The organism is Enterococcus sp. DIV0294 (assembly GCF_050558155.1).
In the GTDB taxonomy this organism is placed as follows: Bacteria; Bacillota; Bacilli; order Lactobacillales; family Enterococcaceae; genus Enterococcus; species Enterococcus faecalis.
Genome location: NZ_CP187889.1, coordinates 591,005 through 613,996 on the forward strand (window position 1 = coordinate 591,005; position 22,992 = coordinate 613,996).

17 protein-coding genes, 1 pseudogene and 3 other annotated features (1 of these 21 running past the window's edge) are annotated in these 22,992 nt (G+C 37.3%); of the genes and pseudogenes, 12 read left to right on the forward strand and 6 right to left on the reverse strand.

Annotated features, from left to right (window positions below):
* Nucleotides 1-201, forward strand: a binding site (T-box leader); it begins 32 nt to the left of the window's first position.
* 120 nt (nt 202-321) lie between these two features.
* On the forward strand, nt 322-2,736 hold the full coding sequence (gene leuS / locus IGJ20_RS02910; protein WP_014862127.1) for a leucine--tRNA ligase: 2,415 nt from the start codon (nt 322-324) through the stop codon (nt 2,734-2,736).
* A gap of 55 nt (nt 2,737-2,791) precedes the next feature.
* Here the strand turns inward: leuS and IGJ20_RS02915 are convergent, their stop codons facing one another.
* Both IGJ20_RS02915 and IGJ20_RS02920 read right to left on the reverse strand, forming a co-directional pair.
* Complete coding sequence (locus IGJ20_RS02915) at nt 2,792-3,016, reverse strand: DUF3955 domain-containing protein (protein WP_002390916.1); 225 nt, start codon at nt 3,014-3,016, stop codon at nt 2,792-2,794.
* 96 nt (nt 3,017-3,112) lie between these two features.
* Nucleotides 3,113-3,556 carry a hypothetical protein gene (locus IGJ20_RS02920; protein ID WP_002379142.1) on the reverse strand — a complete coding sequence of 148 codons (444 nt, stop codon included), beginning with the start codon at nt 3,554-3,556 and terminating at the stop codon, nt 3,113-3,115.
* A gap of 247 nt (nt 3,557-3,803) precedes the next feature.
* On the opposite strand from IGJ20_RS02920, the gene IGJ20_RS02925 reads away from it, so the two are divergent.
* A complete protein-coding gene (locus IGJ20_RS02925; RefSeq protein WP_002376018.1) occupies nt 3,804-5,024 on the forward strand; it encodes a Fic family protein in 1,221 nt (406 codons plus the stop codon).
* 55 nt (nt 5,025-5,079) lie between these two features.
* On the opposite strand, the gene IGJ20_RS02930 is transcribed toward IGJ20_RS02925, so the two are convergent.
* From IGJ20_RS02930 to IGJ20_RS02940, 3 genes are read right to left on the reverse strand one after another with little or no spacing between them, the layout of a single operon-like run.
* Nucleotides 5,080-5,901, reverse strand: coding sequence for an amino acid ABC transporter substrate-binding protein (locus IGJ20_RS02930; RefSeq protein ID WP_002368082.1), 822 nt, complete (start codon nt 5,899-5,901; stop codon nt 5,080-5,082).
* Between the two features lie 10 nt (nt 5,902-5,911).
* Nucleotides 5,912-6,547, reverse strand: a complete 636-nt coding sequence (locus IGJ20_RS02935; protein WP_002355681.1) for an amino acid ABC transporter ATP-binding protein — start codon at nt 6,545-6,547, stop codon at nt 5,912-5,914.
* Nucleotides 6,548-6,559: 12 nt separating this feature from the next.
* A complete protein-coding gene (locus IGJ20_RS02940) occupies nt 6,560-7,204 on the reverse strand; it encodes an amino acid ABC transporter permease (protein ID WP_002383057.1) in 645 nt (214 codons plus the stop codon).
* A gap of 54 nt (nt 7,205-7,258) precedes the next feature.
* Nucleotides 7,259-7,501: a binding site (T-box leader), on the reverse strand.
* Nucleotides 7,502-7,655: 154 nt separating this feature from the next.
* Nucleotides 7,656-7,888, reverse strand: a binding site (T-box leader).
* Between the two features lie 147 nt (nt 7,889-8,035).
* Between IGJ20_RS02940 and IGJ20_RS02945 the strand changes: the two genes are divergently transcribed.
* From IGJ20_RS02945 to IGJ20_RS02970, 6 genes are all read left to right on the forward strand, one after another.
* Entirely contained in the window at nt 8,036-9,667 is a 1,632-nt protein-coding gene (locus IGJ20_RS02945; RefSeq protein ID WP_014862130.1) for a peptide ABC transporter substrate-binding protein, read from the forward strand.
* Between the two features lie 106 nt (nt 9,668-9,773).
* Nucleotides 9,774-10,022, forward strand: coding sequence for a GlsB/YeaQ/YmgE family stress response membrane protein (locus IGJ20_RS02950; RefSeq protein ID WP_002355684.1), 249 nt, complete (start codon nt 9,774-9,776; stop codon nt 10,020-10,022).
* Nucleotides 10,023-10,400: 378 nt separating this feature from the next.
* Nucleotides 10,401-12,140, forward strand: a complete 1,740-nt coding sequence (locus tag IGJ20_RS02955; protein ID WP_002398089.1) for a DUF2264 domain-containing protein — start codon at nt 10,401-10,403, stop codon at nt 12,138-12,140.
* A 3-nt stretch (nt 12,141-12,143) separates the two neighbouring features.
* A complete protein-coding gene (locus IGJ20_RS02960; RefSeq protein WP_002386984.1) occupies nt 12,144-12,971 on the forward strand; it encodes a hypothetical protein in 828 nt (275 codons plus the stop codon).
* A 382-nt stretch (nt 12,972-13,353) separates the two neighbouring features.
* Nucleotides 13,354-14,517, forward strand: a complete 1,164-nt coding sequence (locus IGJ20_RS02965) for a glycoside hydrolase family 88 protein (protein ID WP_202522345.1) — start codon at nt 13,354-13,356, stop codon at nt 14,515-14,517.
* Nucleotides 14,518-14,529: 12 nt separating this feature from the next.
* Nucleotides 14,530-16,308 carry a glycoside hydrolase family 35 protein gene (locus tag IGJ20_RS02970; RefSeq protein WP_041161667.1) on the forward strand — a complete coding sequence of 593 codons (1,779 nt, stop codon included), beginning with the start codon at nt 14,530-14,532 and terminating at the stop codon, nt 16,306-16,308.
* Between the two features lie 24 nt (nt 16,309-16,332).
* Here IGJ20_RS02970 and IGJ20_RS02975 read toward each other — a convergent pair whose 3' ends face one another.
* Nucleotides 16,333-17,040 (reverse strand): GntR family transcriptional regulator, encoded by a 708-nt coding sequence (locus tag IGJ20_RS02975; RefSeq protein ID WP_002355690.1) that lies wholly within the window; start codon nt 17,038-17,040, stop codon nt 16,333-16,335.
* A 260-nt stretch (nt 17,041-17,300) separates the two neighbouring features.
* On the opposite strand from IGJ20_RS02975, the gene IGJ20_RS02980 reads away from it, so the two are divergent.
* The 4 genes and pseudogenes from IGJ20_RS02980 to IGJ20_RS02995 all read left to right on the forward strand — a co-directional run bounded on the left by IGJ20_RS02980 (nt 17,301) and on the right by IGJ20_RS02995 (nt 22,954).
* Nucleotides 17,301-18,194, forward strand: a complete 894-nt coding sequence (locus IGJ20_RS02980; protein ID WP_002383065.1) for a PTS mannose/fructose/sorbose transporter subunit IIAB — start codon at nt 17,301-17,303, stop codon at nt 18,192-18,194.
* Between the two features lie 48 nt (nt 18,195-18,242).
* Complete coding sequence (locus tag IGJ20_RS02985; RefSeq protein ID WP_002358771.1) at nt 18,243-19,034, forward strand: PTS mannose/fructose/sorbose/N-acetylgalactosamine transporter subunit IIC; 792 nt, start codon at nt 18,243-18,245, stop codon at nt 19,032-19,034.
* A complete protein-coding gene (locus tag IGJ20_RS02990; protein ID WP_202522346.1) occupies nt 19,027-19,827 on the forward strand; it encodes a PTS system mannose/fructose/sorbose family transporter subunit IID in 801 nt (266 codons plus the stop codon). The genes IGJ20_RS02985 and IGJ20_RS02990 overlap by 8 nt, the downstream gene beginning before the upstream one ends.
* A 113-nt stretch (nt 19,828-19,940) precedes the next feature.
* Nucleotides 19,941-22,954 (forward strand): annotated as a pseudogene (locus tag IGJ20_RS02995) (polysaccharide lyase 8 family protein).
* Nucleotides 22,955-22,992 lie beyond the last annotated feature (38 nt).

The window sequence follows — 22,992 nt, forward strand, 5'->3', positions numbered from 1 at the left end:
CCATGTGATAGAGAGCGTATGGCTGGTGGAAATACGTACAGAAGCTTTTGAACTCGCCTTTAAGTTACTTTTTTGAACAAACCAAGTAGGAAAAGTCGGTGACGACCGTTAAGACGTTTGAGGTTAAGGTGACGGTGACTGACCGTTTCTTTGACGAATTTAGGTGGTACCACGTTGCATTTGTATGTTCACGTCCTATAGGGATTTTTCCTATAGGACTTTTTTTTATCACTAAGTGGCTAGTTTAAGTCAGAATAGTGACAATGGCTGCAGGTGGCAAATTTTAAGAATGAAAAATTTTATATTACTAGGAGGAATAACATGAGCTACAATCACAAAGAGATTGAGAAAAAATGGCAAAAATATTGGGCTAAGAACAATTGTTTCAATACATTGGACGACCCAAATAAAGAAAAATTTTATGCACTAGATATGTTTCCCTATCCATCTGGACAAGGCTTACACGTAGGTCACCCGGAAGGCTATACAGCAACCGATATTCTTTCACGTATGAAACGTGCGCAAGGCTATAATGTGTTGCATCCAATGGGCTGGGATGCGTTTGGTTTGCCAGCAGAGCAATATGCGTTAGATACAGGAAATGACCCAGCTGAATTTACTAAGAAAAATATCGAAACATTCCGTCGCCAAATTAATTCACTAGGATTCAGCTATGATTGGAATCGTGAAATTAATACCACTGATCCTGAATATTACAAATGGACACAATGGATATTTACAAAATTATATGAAAAAGGGTTAGCTTATGAAGCAGAAGTTGCGGTTAACTGGGTACCTGAACTAGGAACTGTTATTTCAAATGAAGAAGTCATTGATGGAAAAAGTGAACGTGGCGGTTATGATGTGGTTCGCCGACCAATGCGTCAATGGATGTTGAAAATTACTGCTTATGCAGATCGCTTATTAGAAGATTTAGAGCTTGTTGATTGGCCAGAAAGTATTAAAGATATGCAACGAAATTGGATTGGACGTTCTGAAGGAGCCAATGTGACCTTTAAAGTCGCTGGCACAGAAGAAAGTTTCACGGTGTTTACAACCCGTCCTGATACCTTGTTTGGTGCAACCTATACTGTTCTAGCTCCTGAACTAGAACTAGTGAAAAAAATTACGACACCTGAACAAACAGCATCTGTAGAAGCATATATTGAAGAAACCTCAAAAAAATCTGATTTAAATAGAACGGATTTAGCAAAAGAAAAAACAGGTGTTTTCACAGGTGCGTATGCTATAAATCCAGTCAATGGCCAAGAAATTCCAATTTGGATTGGCGATTATGTTTTAGCAAGCTATGGCACAGGCGCAATCATGGCGGTCCCAGCGCATGATGAACGGGATTACGAATTTGCGAAAACATTTGGCATTGATATCCTACCAGTAATCGCAGGTGGCGACATTACAACAGAAGCCTATACAGGTGATGGACCGCATATCAATTCTGATTTCTTAAATGGATTAAATAAAGCAGAAGCCATCGCTAAAATGAATGAGTGGCTAGAAGAAAATCACGTAGGGAAAAAAGAAGTATCTTATCGTTTACGTGACTGGTTATTCTCTCGTCAACGCTACTGGGGTGAACCAATTCCTGTGATCCATTGGGAAGATGGAACAACCACAACGGTTCCTGAATCTGAGTTACCTCTACGTTTACCAGTAACATCGGATATTCGCCCAAGTGGAACTGGGGAATCGCCATTAGCAAACATTGATGAATGGGTCAATGTCGTCGACCCTGAAACTGGCATGAAGGGAAAACGTGAAACGAATACTATGCCACAATGGGCTGGAAGCTCTTGGTATTACTTACGATTCATTGATCCTCATAATAAAAATGAAATTGCTGATTTTGAAAAATTAAAACGTTGGTTACCAGTTGATATCTATATTGGTGGTGCCGAACATGCGGTGTTGCATTTACTTTATGCTCGTTTTTGGCATAAATTCTTATATGATATTGGTGTGGTTCCTACCAAAGAACCTTTCCAAAAATTATACAACCAAGGTATGATTTTAGGAGAAAACAACGAAAAAATGTCTAAATCACGTGGCAATGTTGTAAATCCCGATGATGTGGTGGCTAAATATGGTGCGGATACATTACGTCTTTATGAAATGTTCATGGGCCCATTAGATGCTTCCATTGCTTGGAATGAAAATGGATTAGAAGGAAGTCGTAAATTCTTAGATCGCGTTTGGCGTCTGATTGTTGATGAAGAAGGCAAAATGCGTGACCGAATTACCACAATTAATGATGGCCGTTTAACGAAAGTTTATCATCAAACGGTTAAAAAAGTGACAGAAGATATGGCAAACTTGCACTTTAATACAGCGATTTCTCAATTAATGGTTTTTGTGAATGAAGCCAATAAAGTGGATGCCTTACCTTATGAATATGTGGAAGGATTTGTCCAATTACTTGCGCCAATCGCGCCACATATTGGTGAAGAACTATGGCAAATTTTAGGTAACGAGGAAAGTTTAACTTATGTCCCTTGGCCAACCTATGATGAAGCAGCCTTAGTAGAAGATGAAGTGGAAGTAGTTTTCCAAGTGAACGGAAAATTACGTGGCAAACAAAATGTCGCTCGTGGGTTAAGCAAAGAAGAATTAGAACAAATTGCAATGAACCATGAAGCTGTTAAAGAATTTATTGAAGGAAAAACAGTGCGCAAAGTGATTGCTGTTCCAGATAAATTAGTAAATATTGTTGCAAATTAAGTTTACATGTTTTTATTAAAAAAAGAGCCGGACGTGTCAAAACGTCAGGCTCTTTTTAAGGTTGTTTTGTTTTACCTTTTTGATTCATATGTTCTTTACATGTGATTGTTATAACTGAAAGCAAGGCAATGAAGAGAAAAAAGTAACCGAGCGGCGTACAGAAAAAGGCGGGTTCTTTTAAAAGTCCATCGCTAGATAATGTTGATCCAACTAAAATAGAGGTCATAAATAATAAAAGACTAATCAAGCCAAGAAATAAGCTAATACGATATTTTTTCAACTTCAGTTCCTCCTTTAATGAACTATCACTAAGATAAATCAAAAAGGTTAACTTTTTTTTAGGCAACTGTTAAAACTTAGATAAGAAATCTATTTTCTAAGTTTGTCGTTGTTGGTAATTGGTTAAGATCATACGTGAGAAGGGACCGACAATCAGCAATTGATAAGGAAGGGCAACAATAAAGTTCAGGCCCCAAGCTTGGAAATACGCACTTAGTGACAACGTCTGGCCTTCCATTAATAAGCCAAATAAAGACATACAAGTCACCATGCCGATAATCATGAGACTCGAAATGGTCAGAATAAGTAATAGCCGTTTTTCTTTATTAAAGGGTAAAGAAAAAGCGATTTTCTTAGCTAAGACACCAACGATGAAAACGTCTAAAATAAAAGCAACGATAAATCCAGGAAGCAAACCTTTTGATAAGGCGTACAATGAAAACTCTTCATGCAATAATAAATTATAGGTGCTCATTCCGAAAACCATCAGAAAGCACATTAACGTAGTAAAAAGCATTCCTTCTTTTTTATTAGTAGGCATTTTTTTCTCCTTTCATTTATTGAGAGTAATGATTGTTCTAGGCAGAAAAGGACAAATTCTCTCGACTTTTACTAGTGTAGCAAAAATAAAAGTTCTTCATAAGTTAGAATTTGCTAAATTTTCTATGTAAATTTAAAATTATAAAATAGTTGAATTTTGTAATTTTGAATGTTAAATTTAAGTGAAAGGTATTCTAAATTACAAAAAAACGTTTTTTTGTAATTTAGAATAAGAAAAGAGGGGTATAATGACATATAAATTACTAAAAGTAGATTTTTATAAAAATAGAGATTCTTTTGAAAAGAAATATCAAGAACGTTTAAATTTTGACTCTACTTTACAAACTAAGTTATTTATCCACCCCTTTGACAAAGAAGAACGGAAAACAAAAGAAACCTATGAGTTATTCTACGTTCCTTTACTTCAACACAGCGTATTACAAGAAAAAATTATGAAAAATTCTCAAGAAATAATGAGATATATACATAAATTACCAAAAATTGTACAAAAAAATATCTTTTTTTATCAATTGATTGAAGAGATACAAAGTACGAATGAAATTGAAGGGGTTAAAAGTTCAAGAAAAGATATTAGCAAAGTTTTACACAAATTAAATGCTAATTCAACTGAAAGATTTCAGGGCATTGTAAACATGTATAAAGGTATCGTGACTGATAAAATGCTAAAAATAGAAACATTAGGTCAATTTAGAGAAATCTATGATGAACTCTTTAAAGCTGATATCCAAGAAGAAGACTATCCAGATGGTTTATTATTTAGGAAATCTGTTGTATATATCAGTGATAAAGACAAAGTTGTTCATCAGGGGAGTTCCAACGAAGAAAGTATTATAGCTGATCTAGAAAAACTTATCCTTTTTATGAATCAATCAGCACTACCAAGCTTACTTAAATGTTGTATCAGTCATTACTATTTTGAGTATATTCATCCCTTCTATGATGGGAATGGACGGATGGGCCGTTTTTTGATGTCTAACTATCTCTCTAGAAAATTGGATCCACTGACAGGATTGACTGTTTCCAATGCCGTAATCCATAATAAGAGAAAATATGAAAAAGCTTTTTCCGAAGTCACAAATCCAAGAAATAGAGGAGAAGTAACTCTTTTTGTTCAGACGATGTATGAATTTATCTTATTAGGACAAACGGAAATTTTAGAAGAGCTGAGAACATGGACTAATCAGTTGAAAAGAGCCACGCAATGGTTAAAACATTCAGAGTTACCTGAAGATGAATGCAGTGTTCTGTTTTTATTAATTCAAGCACATATGTTTAGAAATGGCACCGAAAGTGTGTCGATTAAAGAGATTCAAGAAAATCAAAACTGGTCCTACGGAAAAGTTAAGCGAATAACGGAAACATTAGAAAAACAAGCGTACATTCAAGTTCAAGGGAAGAAACCGAAAACGTATCGAATCACTCAACAATTTGAAGAAACAATTGGATAAAAAAATCCTGAATCTCTTGATTTTGAGAGTTTCAGGATTTTTTAGTGGTCAACTTTTAATGATTTGTAACATCCTCTCCAAACCATTTTTGAGAAATTTTACTAAGGGTGCCATCTTTTCGTAACGTTTCAAAGGCAGTATTGATTTTTTGGACTAATTGATTGTCTGATTTGCGGACGCCCACAGCAAAATCTTCATTGTCATAGCCGACATGAGAAATAGTATAGTTTTTTAAATTATCTTCGTGGGAAAGATAGTAGTTGGCGTAGACGCGATCAATTAGGAGCCCATCAATTCGGCCAGATTTTAAATCTAAGAAAGCTTCATTAAAGCCGTCATATAAAATAGGTGTTTGGTCTTTAACAAATTTTTTCAAAACGTCAGGCTGACTTTCGAAGCCATCATAGCCAGAAGAGCCATTTTGAACCCCTAAAATTTTGCCTTGCATGTCGCTCGCTGTTGCAATGTTTTTTTCTTTTAAAGAAACAAGTACTTGGTCGTTCGTCATGTAAGGTTGTGTGAATTGAACTTTTTCGGCCCGCTCGCTCGTTTTAGTGTAGCCGTTCCAAATAAGATCAATGGTTTGATTTTGTAATTCTGTTTCTTTCATAGACCAATCAATCGGTTGGAAGTCAACGGAAATGCCATAAAGTTTAAAAACCGCTTTGGCTAAGTCGACATCAAAGCCGACAATTTTGCCTGATTTATCTTGAAAACCCATGGGCACAAAGGAGTCATCTAAGCCAATAATAATCCGTTTTTCTTCGTTAATCCGTGTCCATTGATCTTCGTTGCTTTTTCTTTTACCACAACCTGCAAATAGGAGTAAACTACAACAGATAACCAGCAAGGCTAAAGAATATTTCTTTTTCATCATAAACTCCTTTCTATTGGACGGGGGCAACCGTCAAAAGATTGTCTGCAATTTTTTCAGCGAAAGCCATATCGTGGGTCACGACAATCTGTGTCATGCCTTGTTTCCGTAAATCTAAAATAACTTCTTCCACTTGTTGGCGTAAAGCTGGATCTAGCGCGCTCGTTGGTTCATCGTACCCAAGAACTTTTGGCTTCATTGCTAAGGCACGAGCAAGTGCAACTCGTTGTTTTTGTCCACCGGAAAGTTGGTACGGATAGAGTTTTTCTTTACCAGCCAAGCCCAATTTTTCCAGTAATTCTAAAGCTTCTTGCTGACTTTTTGCTTTTTCTTCTTTTAGTACTAATGTAGGTGCTAAGGTAATGTTTTCTAAAACTGATAAGTGAGGGAAAAGTTGGAAATCCTGGAAAACGACCCCAACCACTTGATCGGCATTGTCCATTTCAGCAGGATTGAAAGGAACACCATCCAACAAAAGCTCACCAGAATCAATGGTTTCTAAACCAGCCAAACAACGAAGTAAAGTGGTTTTTCCGCCGCCTGAAGGACCAACAATCGTTAAAATTTTACCCTCTGGAATTTCTAAATTTAAGTGATCAATAATGGTCCGGTTGTCAAAATGTTTGGTTAAATTTTTAATAGTTAACATGGTAGAGTCCTCCTATTTATAATATTGATAGAATTTTTCAATTTTCTTAGAAGCAACAGTCAAAATTGCCGTAAAGAGTAAATAAATCACTCCCACTAAAGCTAATGGCACTAATGTAACATCGCGGCTCATCGCAATTTTACCAGCACGTAAAAGATCGCCTAAGCCAAGAACATAAATAAGAGAAGTATCCTTGACCAAATTGATAATTTCATTTCCTACGGAAGGCAGCACGATTTTAACAACTTGTGGCAAAATAATCCGCGTGACTGTTTGAAAACGTGTTAAACGTAAAACCTTAGCAGCTTCATATTGACCTTGGGGAATTGCTTGAATCCCCCCGCGGAAAATTTCAGCAAAGTACGCAGCATAATTTAAAATAAATGCGAATAAGGCCGCATCGTAACGTTCAAAGACAATACCAATTAATGGTAAGCCGTAAAAAACAAAAATTAATTGTAACAATAGCGGAGTGCCGCGCATTAACCAAATGTAGAGGTTAATTAAGTAACGTAAAGGTTTAAACGAACTTTGTAAAATAAAGGCAATGATGATCCCCAGTGGAATCGAGCCAAGGAGCGTAAAGAAAAAGACTTTCAGTGTCATGCCAGCTCCGCTAACTAAAGCAGGTAAAATTTCTAAAATATAATCCATCATTTTTTCCTCCAACAATTTTTATTAAAAAAACAAAAAAGCCTCTTGGCTGTGAGCCAAGAGGACGAATCGCATTCGTGGTGCCACCTCAATTTACTTATCTTTCACAAGATAAGCCTTATGTAGTTGCGTTGACAACTACTCTCTGTTAACGATAGAGTCACCGGTTTTTCTTACTAAAGGATTCAGAAAAACATCTTTTAGGTGTGAGTAAAGAAGAATCCATCTTTTTCTTTCAGCCAATGAAAAAGTCTCTGTAAAGGAAGAGCTAAATTACTATGTCCTAAGCCTTGATTGTAAGTATGAAATTGTTCGAACGGAACAGAAAACCTGTTGCTTTTCTAGAGTATCCCATTGAGCATATAGAAAAGGGGACAACAGACAGGAGCGGTTGAGGCATTCTCTCAGTTTGAAAAGCGCATCTAAAAAACAAAAAAGTCCTTTGGCTGACTAGCCAAAGGACGAATAATCAATTATCGTGGTTCCACCTTAGTTTATTCGTGTTTCGCAACACGAACCTTATGAAGTTCATAACTTCGCCTGTTAACGAGTGGTCCCGGACTTTCCTACTAAGGGTTCAAAAAGTCAACTCCCAGATGTGGTTCGCTGTTTCTTTACGTCTTTTTCCACCAACCAAAGACTCTCTTCACTAAAGGAAACAGTTACTCTTCTGTTCTCTGTTTTTCAATACTGTACCATCAGAAAAAATATCTGTCAACTCTTATTATTAAAAAAATATTTTTCTTTCAAAAAGTAAGTGCTGAAAAAGGACAAATGTATGGAAAATCATGTAAAATGTAGGTAAGTTGTTTGAACAGAAGGAGGAGTTTTGGTATGAAACAGAAAAAGTGGTTAATCGGACTTGTTGCACTGGGCTTGGTTTTAGCAGCATGTGGAAGTGGCGGTTCGAAAACGACCTCAAACGAACCAGCTACACAGAAAATTAACGTCGCATCTGGTGGTGAACTCTCGACATTAGACAGCGCTCATTATACAGATGTCTATAGTTCCGATATGATTGGTCAAGTAGTTGAAGGCTTGTATCGACAAGATAAAAACGGAGATCCTGAGCTAGCTATGGCGAAAGCAGAGCCACAAGTTAGTGAAGACGGGTTAGTCTATACATTCAAGTTACGAGAAGCAAAATGGACAAACGGGGATCCAGTTAAAGCAGGGGATTTTGTAGTTGCGTTTAGAAACGTGGTCGATCCAGCATATGGTTCAAGTAGCAGTAATCAAATGGATATTTTTAAAAATGGGCGTGCGGTGCGGGAAGGACAAGCCACGATGGAAGAATTTGGTGTCAAAGCAATCGATGACCAGACACTAGAACTAACATTAGAAAATCCAATTCCTTATTTAGCCCAAGTCTTAGTTGGAACACCTTTTATGCCTAAAAATGAAGCCTTTGCCAAAGAAAAAGGTACTGCCTATGGGACTTCTGCAGATAATTTTGTTGGCAATGGACCGTTTGTAATTTCAGGTTGGGATGGCAATTCCGAAACTTGGAAATTGAAGAAGAATGATCATTATTGGGATAAAGAACACGTAAAATTGAATGAAATTGATGTTCAAGTAGTGAAAGAAATTGGCACAGGAGCCAATCTTTTTGATAATGGCGACTTAGATTACACTGTTTTAGCAGATACTTATGCACTTCAGTATAAAGAGTCAAAACAAGCGCATTTTGTGCCTAAAGCCATGGTGGGTTATTTAAGCCCAAATCATCGCCGTGAAATTACCGGCAACGAGCATGTTCGAAAAGCTTTTTTACAAGCGATTGACAAAGAAACTTTTGCAAAAGAAATTTTAGGAGATGGCTCGACAGCTTTAAATGGTTTTGTACCAGCTAATTTTGCAAAAAATCCAGACACAGGTGAAGATTTCCGTAAAGAAAATGGTGATTTATTGCCATATAATATTAAAGAAGCCCAAGCTAACTGGAACAAAGCGAAAGAAGAGTTGGGCAAAGATAAAATTGAATTGGAACTAATCTCAGCGGACTCAGCGATTGCCAAGAAAACCATTGAATTTGTTCAAGGGCAATTGCAACAAAATTTACCAGGTTTAACAATCAAATTAAAATCACTGCCTTTGCAAAATCGTTTGGATTTACAAACAGCAGGTAATTACGATTTAGCCTTTGGAACATGGACACCTGACTATGCTGATCCCATTAATTTTTTAGAATTTTATGACTCAAAAAGTGGCTTAAATACTTCTGGTTATAACGATTCAGCGTATGATGCGGGTCTCCAAAAAGTTAGAAAAGATTACGCCAATGAACCTGAAAAACGCTGGAATGAATTACTAAGTTTAGAAAAAACATTAATTGAAAAAGATGCCGGTGTTTTACCCTTATTCCAAGGAGCCATTGGTTACTTGAAATCAGATCGCTTACAAGGTTTGGAAGTATTTTCTTTTGGTCGCACAGTATCCTATCGTTTAGCTTATGTAGAAGAATAAATTGACTTCTGAAAAGTCCTATCTTTTGAAAAAGTCTGCTTTCTGTTTTATCCTTAAAGTAGGAAAATTAACTAAAAAAATCAACTATGAAAGGTAGGTTTTTCAAATGTTTAGCTTTCTATGGGCATTAATTGTCGGAGGAATTATTGGCGCAATTGCTGGCGCAATTTTAGGAAAAGACGTGCCAGGTGGCATTATTGGAAATATTATCGTGGGCTTTTTAGGAAGTTGGGTAGCATCACTCTTGTTGCCTTCTTTAGGACCAGTCATCGGCGGTTTTCCAATTATCTCAGCGTTGCTAGGAGCGATTATCTGTATCGCTATTTACTCTTTTATTGTAAACCGCAAGGCGTAAAATTGTATCAAAATGATATCTTGAAAAGCATCATAAAACTTGTGAAGGTTGATCAAACCATTACTTTTGATGTCTTTTCTCTCATATTTTAAGTCTATGACAAAAATCTCTTTGGATTTTTGTCATAGACTCTTTTTTTTAAAAATATTTATTATGAGAATTTCCTGCGTTAGACTGCTTATTTTTCATTTATTATTCATTTTTGATAATGGAAGTTTTGTTGGATAAAGTGAATAGCTCAAGGTTCAACAAAAATAAAGAAAAAATTAATATGTTAAGTTTGGGGAAGGTGAAATGCTGCTCTCATAATACGCCGTTTTATTCATTAAACGATAGTTGAAAAAAATAAGTGCCCTTGTTATTCTTTGAATTAAACTAATGGGGGCGAAAAGCATGGAATCGTTAAAAAGTAATCTTTTTTTGACCAGAGAAGCATATTTGGAAGCTTTTGAAACAATCATGACACCTTTAAAAACGGCTATTTTAACATCAGAAAAACCTGGCGTAAATTTCGGGTCCAGTGGTGCTGTCTATGATCAGCAACATGCTGAAATGGAAGCGCTCATTCGACCATTATGGGGAATTGGACCGTATTGGGTTACTTGTAAAGATGATGTTTTAAGAGATGCTTATGTGGAAAAATTAATCGCAGGAACTGATCCGTCATCCCCAGACTATTGGGGCGATATTGTTGATTATGATCAATATATTGTGGAAGCAGCAGCATTATCTTTAACTTTATTGCTTCATAAGACATATTTTTGGTCCTGTTTTTCTGAGAAACAGCAAGAAAATATCATGGTTTGGTTAAATAAAGCACTTGGTTGTAAAATTCCTAAAAATAATTGGACGTTTTTCAAAGTGCTCATTCGTTTGGCACTCGAGGGATGTGGACAAGTGATTAACCAAGCGGAACTAGAGGAAGAATTGGCGTTGATTGAACGCATGTATTTAGGTGATGGTTGGTATATGGATGGTAAAACTACGCAAAGAGATTATTATATTTCGTTTGCTTTTCATTATTATAGTTTGATTTATGTCAAATTTATGCGAGAAAGAGATCCTGTTCGTGCGAAACGTTTTACAGAACGAGCCGTTATGTTCGCGCAGGACTATCTGTACTATTTTGATGAGGAGGGCGAAGCGTTACCTTACGGACGTAGTCAAACGTATCGGTTTGCTCAAGGAGCGTTTTTCGCAGCTTTGATATTTGCAGAAGTAGAGGCGTTACCTTGGGGACAAATAAAAACGCTGTTAGCAAAACATTTACACTGTTGGATGCAACAGACTATTTTCACTTATGATGGTCGGTTGTCCATTGGCTATCATTACGAAAATTTAGTAATGGCAGAAGGTTATAACGCACCAGGCTCTCCGTATTGGGCTTTTAAAACATTTTTGTTGCTCGCAGTGGATCAAGACCATCCGTTTTGGCGTGCTGAACCGCTGGCGATAAAACGAGAAGAAAAGCGTTTGATAGAAAAGGGAAACATGTTATTAATCCATCCTAAAATGAAAACGCATGTCCTCGGCTATCCTGCAGGACTATGGCTTGAAAATCAAGCACATGCTGCGGCTAAATATAGTAAATTTGTCTATTCTAGCCGCTTTGGTTTTAGCGTTCCCAAAGCTGGTGCGCGTTATGAGGAGGGGGCTTTTGATAACGTATTGGCTGTTTCTCGTGATGGTGAATATTTTCGTGTTAAAGGGAAAGTTCATGATTTTTATTTAACAGAGGAGCAAGTTTATTATAAATGGCTACCTTTTCAAGAAGTAGAAATTGAAACAACCATTTATCCTTTTGGAGAATGGCATGTTAGAGTACATGAAATAGTGACATCGGTTCCATTAAAAGTGCGAGAAGGAGGATTCAGTCTACCGTTACTTGGAAAATTTTCAGAAAAAGAACTTGGTAAAGAGTGGGCTAGAGTCGATTCAGGAGAATTGTGTTCGCAAATAGTTGCAATTGAAGGGTATGACCACGCAGGTATTCTTCAACCTGAACCCAATACATCGTTGTTTTTCCCAAGAACAAGTTTACCTTATTTACAAAAAGAGCTACCAATAGGAACGCATCGCCTGATTTGTTTGGTAGGTGGTGTGACAAGGGAGGAATAAAAAATGATAAAAATCGAATTGAAAAATAAAGACAATCAGATTATTACTGGCCGAATCGATCACGAGAAGCCAGAAGCGCCATTCGTGGCGGAGGGAGACACGTTAGCGGTATTAGCAATTAAACAGTACCTTTATCAAGTTGGCGATAAAATTGTAGTGACTTATACAGGGGCTACCCCTTATTTGATGGTTCAATTAGATGAAACTTTGGCTCCTTCATTGATTTATCTAAAAGAAAAAGTTTGGGAATATCAAATTCCATTAGAAGAATCTGCTCGAAAAGCTTTTGTTGATACGGCCTTTCATTCAGCAAGGCACCAAATAATGGTTCGACAAGCGCACACGTTTGAAAAAGACAATTATCAAAATCTTTCTATGAATACACATGACCAAAAAGAATATTCAGGAGCCTATCCTCATGCGTATGCAAACGTTGAAACGAGAGACGATGCTGTTTTCTTTGCGAAAAATGCGATTGATTCTAAGTTTGGTAACCTTTCTCATGGCTCGTATCCATTTGCTTCTTGGGGAATTAACCAAAAAAAGGAGGCACAGTTAACGATTGACTTTGGCAGACCTGTAGAAACGGACTGGATCCGCTTGCTATTTCGGGCGGACTACCCACATGATAGCTATTGGGAGGAAGTCACTTTAGCTTTTTCAGATGGTGAGGAACGAGTAGTTGCCACAACGAATACCACCTGTTTTCAAGAAATAAAGTTCCCAATGAAAACAACACAAACTTTGACATTAAAATGCTTACGAAAAGCGCTGGACTCTTCTCCATTTCCAGCGTTGACCCAAATTGAAGTATTCGGTCGGAATAAATAACAAGAGGTCGGGACAGAACCGTTTAGCTCCGAGAAATAAGAAGAAATTTCCGAAAATTGATCTTTGATTTTTGGAGACCAAGTAGGTATTGTTCATCATCGAATCACTACGTTCTTCGTGATTCTCAACAATTTCGGCTTATTTCCGAAGGACCTTCAACTCTTAGAGCTTTAGCTCTTAGAAGTTGTTGAGATCGGAGCAACGCGTAGTGTTGGTTCTGTTCCCGCCGTTTATCAGTTTTTGAGCGTGGAGCAAAAATCCAAAGTGATTTTTGTCCCACGCTCTTGTTTTTAAGAGAAATAATCAAGAAAGGTCGCTTTTTATTTTCTTTTACGTTATAATACAATAAGTTAATATGTTAACAAGTTAAGGAGTGGTGGAGATGTGTAGTCAAGAAAATAAACAAAGACTGATCTCTCTAGGAGAAAATGTCACAGATGAATGGATTCAAACGCAATTAAATGAATGCGTTTCAAAAATTGCTAAAAATATGCAGCGTTTCGGAACACAGTTTCCTTCAGCTTGTGCTACGAATGGTCGATATCGTCTCAAAGCTAACGATGATTGGACCAATGGCTTTTGGACAGGCATGCTTTGGCTGGCATATGAGTGGTCTCACCAAGAAAAATTTCGTTTACTGGCAATGGAAAATATTGACAGCTTTCAACAACGATTAGAGGAGCATTTTGTTTTGGACCACCATGACATTGGTTTTTTATATAGTCTATCGGCGGGTGCTGGGTATAAAATTACCGGTGATGAGCGCTGTAAACAAGAAGTGCTAGCTGCCGCTGAAGTATTGTCAGCACGATTCCAAGAAAATGGCTCCTTCATTCAAGCGTGGGGCCATTATGGTGATCCCAAAGAATATCGATTAATTATCGACTCATTAATGAATTTACCGCTTTTATTTGAAGCAACTAAATTATCTGGAAATAGGGTTTATGAGGAAATTGCCTCACGTCACTATCATACGTTAATGAAAACGGTGATTAAATCCGATGCGACAACTTATCATACCTATTATTTTGATCCAGAAACAGGCAAACCAAAACATGGAGCTACGCATCAAGGACATAGTGATACTTCCATTTGGGCACGAGGCCAAAGTTGGGCAATTTTAGGGATTCCCCTAAACGAAACATTTCTCCATTCCCAACCATTTCCAGAAATGTATCCACAAATAGTGGAGGTTTTTCTAGCTCATTTGCCAGCAGATTTAATTCCCTATTGGGATTTTGATTTTAATGACCAAATGCCATCTGACAAAGATAGCTCGGCGCTGGCAATTGCGGCATGTGGTTTATTGGAAGCAGACAAACTACAGGCTTTTCCTCAAGCAAAAGAGCTTGCCAAAGGAATGAGTTATCAATTAGGAGAATATTATCGTACGAAAAATGATTCCGAAAATGAAGGACTGCTACTCCATGGTGTTTACGCACATGCAGAAGGAAAAGGGATTGATGAACCCAACTTATGGGGCGATTATTTTTACATGGAAACCTTAATGCGTTTAGCAAAACCATCATGGCAAAGATACTGGTAAAGGGGAAAAATGATGCAAACGTTTGAGATTAAAGAAGACTTTTTATTAAATGGACAACCAATAAAAATTATTAGCGGGGCGATTCATTACTTTCGAATGACACCTAGCCAATGGGAAGATAGCCTCTATAATCTGAAAGCTTTAGGAGCTAATACAGTAGAAACCTACATTCCTTGGAATATTCATGAACCAGAAGAAGGCGTATACGATTTTGAAGGAATGAAAAACATTGAAGCATTTGTCCGCTTGGCAGAAAAACTGAATTTACTAGTTATTCTGCGTCCTTCGGCTTATATTTGTGCAGAATGGGAGTTTGGTGGCTTACCAGCATGGCTTTTGAAAGAAAAAGGTGTACGATTACGTTCGACAGATCCTATTTTTATGACTAAAGTTCGTAACTATTTTCAAGTATTATTGCCTAAACTAGCACCGCTGCAGATAACACAAGGTGGACCAGTGATCATGATGCAGGTTGAAAATGAATATGGGTCCTATGGCATGGAGAAAGCGTACTTGCGACAAACCAAGCAGATAATGGAAGAACTGGGGATTGAGGTTCCTCTTTTTACATCTGATGGCGCTTGGGAAGAGGTTTTGGATGCGGGTACGTTAATTGAAGAGGATGTTTTTGTGACAGGAAATTTTGGCAGTCATTCGAAAGAAAATGCTGCCGTTTTGAGAAAATTTATGACTCGTCATGGTAAAAAATGGCCATTGATGTGCATGGAATACTGGGATGGGTGGTTCAATCGTTGGGGTGAACCAGTGATTCAGCGAGAAGGTACCGACTTGGCGAAAGAAGTAAAAGATATGCTGGCAGTGGGTTCTTTAAATCTCTATATGTTTCATGGAGGAACAAATTTCGGCTTTTATAACGGGTGTTCGGCGCGAGGTGCAAAAGATTTACCTCAAGTCACTAGCTATGATTATGATGCTTTATTAACAGAAGCAGGAGAACCAACAGAAAAATATTATGCCGTTCAAAAAGCAATTAAAGAAGTATGTCCAGAAGTTTGGCAAGCACAACCACGCACGAAAAAACTGGGGAATTTAGGAAGCTTTCCAGTAACTGCTAGCGTATCCTTATTCGCAGTAAAAGATCAAATGATGACACCGAAGACCACCGCGTATCCATTAAGTATGGAAGAAGCTGGCTCAGGCTATGGCTACTTGCTTTATTCGTTTGATTTAAAAAATTATCATCATGAAAATAAACTAAAAGTGGTCGAGGCCAGTGATCGTTTACACATTTATGTAGATGGAGATTTAGCTGCTACCCAATATCAAGAGACAGTTGGAGAAGAGCTACTGATTTCAGGGCAAACTGAAAAAGACACACTTGCGTTAGATATCTTAGTGGAAAACTTAGGTCGCGTTAATTATGGCTTTAAATTAAATAATCCGACACAAAGTAAAGGAATTCGAGGTGGAGTGATGCAAGACATTCATTTTCACCAAGGCTATCAACACTATCCCTTAACTTTTTCACAAGAGCAATTAGCCAAGATTGATTACACAGCTGGAAAAAATCCATTGCAGCCTTCATTTTATCAAGTAACATTTGAATTAGAACAGCTAGCAGACACGTATATTGACTGTCGAGGCTACGGCAAAGGATTCGTTGTGGTCAATGGTCATCATCTAGGTCGTTATTGGGAAATAGGACCCATTCATTCGCTGTATTGTCCCAAAGAATTTTTACAGCAAGGACAAAATGAAGTAGTAATTTTTGAAACAGAGGGAATTGAAATTGAGTACTTGAAATTTACGAATCAAGTAATCATAGATTAAAAAAATAGAAGTAGAAGCTGAAATTTATTCGGCTTCTACTTCTATTTTGGTTTTGAAATATTTCCAATGTTTATAACTAATAATATATTCAGCAACACTACCATCTGCGAGATAGGAATGTTTAACTTGTTTAACAGCGGGTTCACGAAAACTTAATTGAAGTAAATTCAATAACTCAGCATCTTCGGGAAAGACAATTTCATTTGTTTCTACAGAAGCCAACGAGAAGAGGTCTACTGAAAAATCTTTACGGACTCGTTCATACACACTTGCATAAGCTGTGAGGTCCTTTGAGAGCGGCTCTTTAACAAGCTTTTTGGGAAGATGTGTGATATGTACGAGAAAGGGTGTATCTTCAGAATAGCGTACACGCTTGATTCTATAATAAGAAGCGTTAGCTGGTAAGCCTAATTCCTTTAAAATTTCGGCTTGATTATCTTCTTCAATTGAAAGGACTTTAACTTTTTCAGAGTCTAAAGAATGCAACTCGATATCAGAAAATTTTACATTTTGAGAAACTTTTGATTTCGAAACAAAGGTCCCTTTTCCTTGGATACGATACAAGTAACCTGCACTGGTCAGCTCATTCAGTGCTTTGACAGCTGTGATAGAACTAACAGCATATTTTCGTTTAATATCGGCTTCAGAATAAAATTTATCACCAGGAATAAAGGTATGATTTTTTATTTCACGTAAAAGGTCTTGTTTAATTTGTTCATATTTAGGTAACATGCGATTGCCTCCATTCTAGTAATCGAATGAATTAAGCATAACATGTTAACTAGCCTTTAGCAAACACTTTGAAAAAGAGGAAAGACAATTTTTATTTAAAGAATTCAAAAAAATAAATTCAATATATTAAGATATTAGGTTTACGGATAACTTAGTATATGTTATAGTAAGTTCGTAGAGAACATAACATGTTAAGTAGGGTCACCTACATCTAGGGAGGGAAATTCGTGGAAAACATTGTACTAATTAGTCATGGTAGCATGGCTGAAGGCGTCAAAGTTAGCTTAGAAATGATCGTTGGTCGGCAAGAACACGTGCATACAGTCTCATTACGACCAGATAGCGACAATCTTCAATTTGAGAAAGAGCTAAATGAAAAAATGAAAGCCCTTAACGGTACGACACTGATTATTGCTGATTTACTAGGAGGAACGCCATGTAACGTGGCAACTAAGAATTATTTGAACGTTGACGGAGTGGAAATTATTGCAGGGATGACGCTCTCTGTTGTGATTGAAGCAGTGGTTAATCAACAGGCTTCGATTAAAGAATTAGTTTGTTTAGCACAAGAAAATATTGTTGATGTAAAAGCTGGGATGAATCAAGCAGAACAAGAGATTTCAGAAGCCAGCAAAGAAAAAGAGTTAAGTAACTATAGTCAATATGCTGGAAAAGAAAATATTGTAAACACACGGATTGATGAACGGTTAATTCATGGACAAGTAGCGGGAATTTGGTCGACAAGTCTTAGTACACAGCGAATAATTGTAGCCAATGATGAGGCGGCTACAGATCCTTTACAAAAATCATCTTTGAGAATGGCAGCGCCTTCTTCGATGCGTTTATCTGTTCTTGGAGTAGAGGCTGCCGCTAAAAATATTCAATCAGGAAAATATGGTAAACAGCGTTTATTTTTATTATTTAAAAATCCGAAAGATGTGCTCCGCTTTATCGAAGCGCAAGGACCTATCAAGACTGTAAATGTTGGGAATATGAGTTACAAAGAAGGAGCACGCGAAGTAACAAAAAGTATTCAAGTTTTACCAGAAGAAGAACAAATTTTTGAAACAATCGCTTCAAAAGGCGTCACTGTGACAGCCCAATTAGTTCCAAACGATCCAGTCGTTGATTTTATGAAAAAATTACGCGGCTAAAACTGTCAGACTAAGAAAGAATATTTTTAAATTTAGGAGGAAATTTCAATGCATTTAGCAGCGTATCAAATTATTTTAATTACTATTTATGCGTTTATTGCTATTAATGACTCACTTATTTCAAATACGTTGACGCAACCAGCTATTGCTGGAATGATTTCTGGAATGATTATGGGAGATTTAAAAACTGGTTTAATGGTTGGCGGCACTCTTCAATTAATGCGTTTAGGAATTGCTGCTTTTGGTGGAGCATCGGTACCTGATTATTTCACAGGGGCTGTTTTAGGAACAGCTTTCGCTGTAATCTCTGGAAAAGGAGCGGAGTATGGCATTGGTTTAGCTGTTCCTGTTTCTCTGTTGATGTTGCAACTAGATGTAGTGGCCCGTTTTTGTAATGTCTTTTTACTTCATAGTGTCGATAAAGCGATTGATAAGATGCAAGTAAAACGGATTCCACGTTTAGTTTTATCTGGTTCTGTTCTATGGGGACTGTCTCGTGCCATTCCGATTTTATTAATGTTATTAGCGGGGGATGCTGTAGTAACAACGATTACCGATAACATGCCAGAATGGCTAATGACGGGCTTAAAAACAGCTGGAGGAGTATTACCTGTTGTCGGTGTAGGGATTTTATTACGTTACTTGCCAACGAAGCAATATATCCCCTATTTACTATTAGGCTTTTTCTTAGCGGCTTATTTAAAAGTTCCAATGTTAGGTGTTTCGATAGTTGGGATGGTAGCAGCGATGCTTGTATTTAAACGTGATGGGGCAAAAAGCACGACACAAGCAACAACAGGAAATGGTGATTTTGAAGGAGGATATGACGGCGATGAGTAAGCATAAACTGACAAAAAAAGAATTAAATGCAATTAGCTGGCGTTATATTTTAGGAAGCCAATTAAACTGGAACTATGAACGTATGATGAGTTCAGGATATTTATACGGCATCTTACCCGTTTTAAAAAAATTCTATGATCATGATGAAGCACAATTTCAAGATATGATGCGCACACACAATCAATTTTTTAACACCAATGCTATTTTTGGGAATTTAATTATGGGGATTGATGTTGCGATTGAAGAGCAAGATGGCTATAAAGCGAAAGAAACAATTATTGCGCTAAAAACAGCTCTGATGGGTTCTTTGGCAGGTGTTGGAGACTCTTTATTCCACGTTATTTGGGGGACGATTTTCGGCTCTGTTGCAGGGACACTGGCTCAAAATGGTTCGGTGGTTGGCTGTGTTATTTGGATTATTGCAAATATTGCACTATTGTTTGGTCGTGCCGCGCTCTTACCACTTGGTTATAAGCAAGGGGTCAAACTAGTGACGACCTTAAAAGACAAGTTATCTGCCTTTACGAATGCAGCAACTGTTCTTGGTGTGACTGTGATTGGTGCCTTAATTCCTTCAGTTATCAAGGCGACAGTTCCTTTTGTTTATAAAAAGAACGGGGTCGAATTAGTTATTCAAGATACGTTAGATGCGATTTTGCCTTCCTTAGTTCCAATCTTACTTGTTCTTTTAACTTATTGGATGTTAGGTCAAAAGAAATTAAATTCCACACGAGTGATTTGGATTATTTTAATTTTATCGATTGTTTTGAGTGCCTTTGGTATTTTGGCGTAAAAAGTATATTAAGTGATTTTCAGAGAGTCGGAGAGTGTAGAAAGTATTTTTCTTCACTCTTTTTCTCTGATTTGTATGTAAGCGTTTTACAATAATTTTTAGGAGGAGAAAGAATGAAAAACAGGAAAATATGGTTAATGCTGGTCGGACTGTTTACTGCTTTGACGAGTGGATTTATGGGAACCACTCTTACTTTTGCAGAAGAAAACGAAGCGAGCCAAACGATTGAGCAACCCTCTTACATTTCAGATTTCCCCAATCAAGTTGGGCATTGGCAAGATTTGGTGGGAACAGCAGAAAAAAAGAATGATTCTGCTGGTTTATGGATCGCAAACACGAAGCAAGGGACAAACCTCGAATCTGTCTCTATCAATCTTGATGCACGCGAACAATCTTCAGGAGATCTTGAACTAACCTTTTTATATGAAGGACAAAGTAACTTCGGATTGGTTTTTCGCGGAGATAAACAAAAGACGAGTCAATGGCAATCTTTTGCTTATAATCGTGACGGCCGCTGGCAATTAGGACAACCAGGCGGTAAATGGCTAACTAATATTCCGGGGCCAACATTACTAAGTGGCCAACAATATAAACTGCTGGTTCGCTATGACGGAAAAAAATTCAGACATTCCTGAATGATCAAGTATTTTATGAAAATGAAGAGGTTCATTATCCTGATGGTACGTCCATTAATGATGACTGGACGGGCGCTGTAGGAATTAGACTATTTGGTAATCTATCAAAGCTGAATATCATTTCTATGAAAAGTGGCTCCGTTGGTAGCATTCCTGTTGTCGATTCATCTGCAGAATACCGAGGATTAAAAGAAAAATGGCGAAATCAGCTTGTTTCAAAAGAATATGATTCAACTAACCAAGCGCTTGTAGACTACGTCCAAAAAATCTCCAATGAAGCAACAGAACTCGATCAAACGATGAATAAAGAGCCGAACCGCAACTATTTATGGCCACTAGAGCCTGGCAATACGCCATCGGCTGATTTAACGACTCAATTTACCAAATTGCAAAAATTAGCGTTAGCCTATGGAACGAAGGGGAGTACGCTTTACCAAGATGACAAATTGGCAGCAACCATTATTGATGGCTTAGATTTTATGGTAACGCAAAAAGGATATGATGGGAAAAAGTACCACGGAAATTGGTGGGACTGGCAAATTGGTGTGCCACAGAAGTTTCTTAATATTCTAATGATTTTAGAGGATAAAGTTTCTCCGGAAAAGCAACAAATCTATACAAATGCGCTGAGCAGTTATGTCCCAGATCCGTTTAAACAGTTGTATACAAAACCACAAGGAACGTTTGTGGATTTAGCTTTTATCCCAAATTTTGTGACATCAGGAGCGAACCGAACGGACTTAGCTTTAACTGTTTTGGGGTTAGGAATTTTACAAAAGGATAGCGGGAAAATTAACCAAGCATCCAGTAGTATCGTCGATGTATTTAAATTAGTCACAAAAGGTGATGGTTTTTACCAAGATGGTTCTTTTATCCAGCACAATAACATTCCTTATACAGGTTCGTATGGCAATGTTTTGGTGAAAGGGGTTGGACAAATTTTGGCCATTACAGCAGATTCATCTTTTCAAATGGATGCAACTCTTGTGACAGAATTTGTTGAAAATGTTGATCGTGCCTTTCTTCCTTTGATTTATAAAGGTGAAATGCTACCAACTGTGAATGGCCGTTCCATCTCAAGAGCCCCAGCAGTTGGAAAAACAGGTTATGGCTCAACTACCATGTATAATTTATTAATTGTGGCTAAATTTGCTCCTAATAATTATCAAAAGAAATTTCAAGAAGCCGTTAAATATTGGATGAAGGAGAACCCAGATTATTATTTGACAAATGCTCGTGATTTTAATGATTTACAGATGACTATGCAACTTTTAACTAATCCAGAAATTACGGGAGGGCAACTTCCTTTTACAGGCACGAAACTTTATGCTTCGATGGATCGATTTGTCCAACGCACACCTAGTTATATGTTTGGGCTAGGCTTGTATTCAAAGCGCACTGCATCTTTTGAAGCAGGGAACAAAGAAAATAAACGTGGCTGGCACACTGGTGACGGAATGATGTACGTATATAATGATGACGGGGTTCAATTTAATTCCAGCTATTGGCCAACTGTAGATCCCTATCGACTACCAGGAACAACGGTAGATACCATTTCTTTGGCAGATGAAGTTTCAGCATTTACAACAATCACATCGAAAGAGCAATGGGTTGGTGGAGTAACGTCAGACAATCAGGCAGTAGTAGGGATGGCTCTTAATAAAGACGGGACCAAAAATAATGGGAAACTTTTACCTATGAACCTACAAGCTAAAAAATCTTGGTTTGTATTAAATGGGCAAATTATCGCATTAGGCGCAGGAATTAAAGGGGATACAGAAGCTTCGATTGAGACAGTTGTTGATAATCGTTTGTTAAATGATGCGTATCAGTATCAAGTGCTATCAAATATTGGGGAGATTCATGAGAAAAATGAAACGAGTAAAAAACAATGGTTATTACTAAAGTCGGATCATTCCAATGCTAATATGGGTTATTATTTTCCAGAAGAAACAACGGTAAATGTTAAAAGTGAAACTAGAAAAGGAACCTATAAAGCAATTAATGAAGCATTTCCAAGTGATAAAGAATATGTAGGTGATTATCGAACATTTACGATTCAACAGGGTCAACACCCAACGAACGAGCATTATGCTTATGTAGTTTTACCAGGAATCGATGAAACTGATTTAAAAACATATGCTGCCAAAAAAACAGTAGAAGTTCTCTCAAATACAGAAGAAATTCAAGCAGTTAAGCAAGAAGAAGAAGGCTATCTTGGGGTTAACATTTGGTCAGAAACTGGCGGTACAATAGCAGGGATTACCTCAAATAAAGCTATTTCTTTAATGAGAAAGACACAACAACACCAAAAAACGTATACTTTCTCTGATCCCACACAAACAACTAAGACACTGACTTTAAAAATACCAAAAGATTACAGCACAGTAATTAGTCAAAGTGACGGAATCACTTATGATGATGCAACAGAAACCTTTACTATTAATTTTGAAAATGCTGCAGGAAATAGTAAACAAATTATTGTAGAATAACTAAAAGAAATCAAAGTAGCCTCAAATTCCAGTTTAAT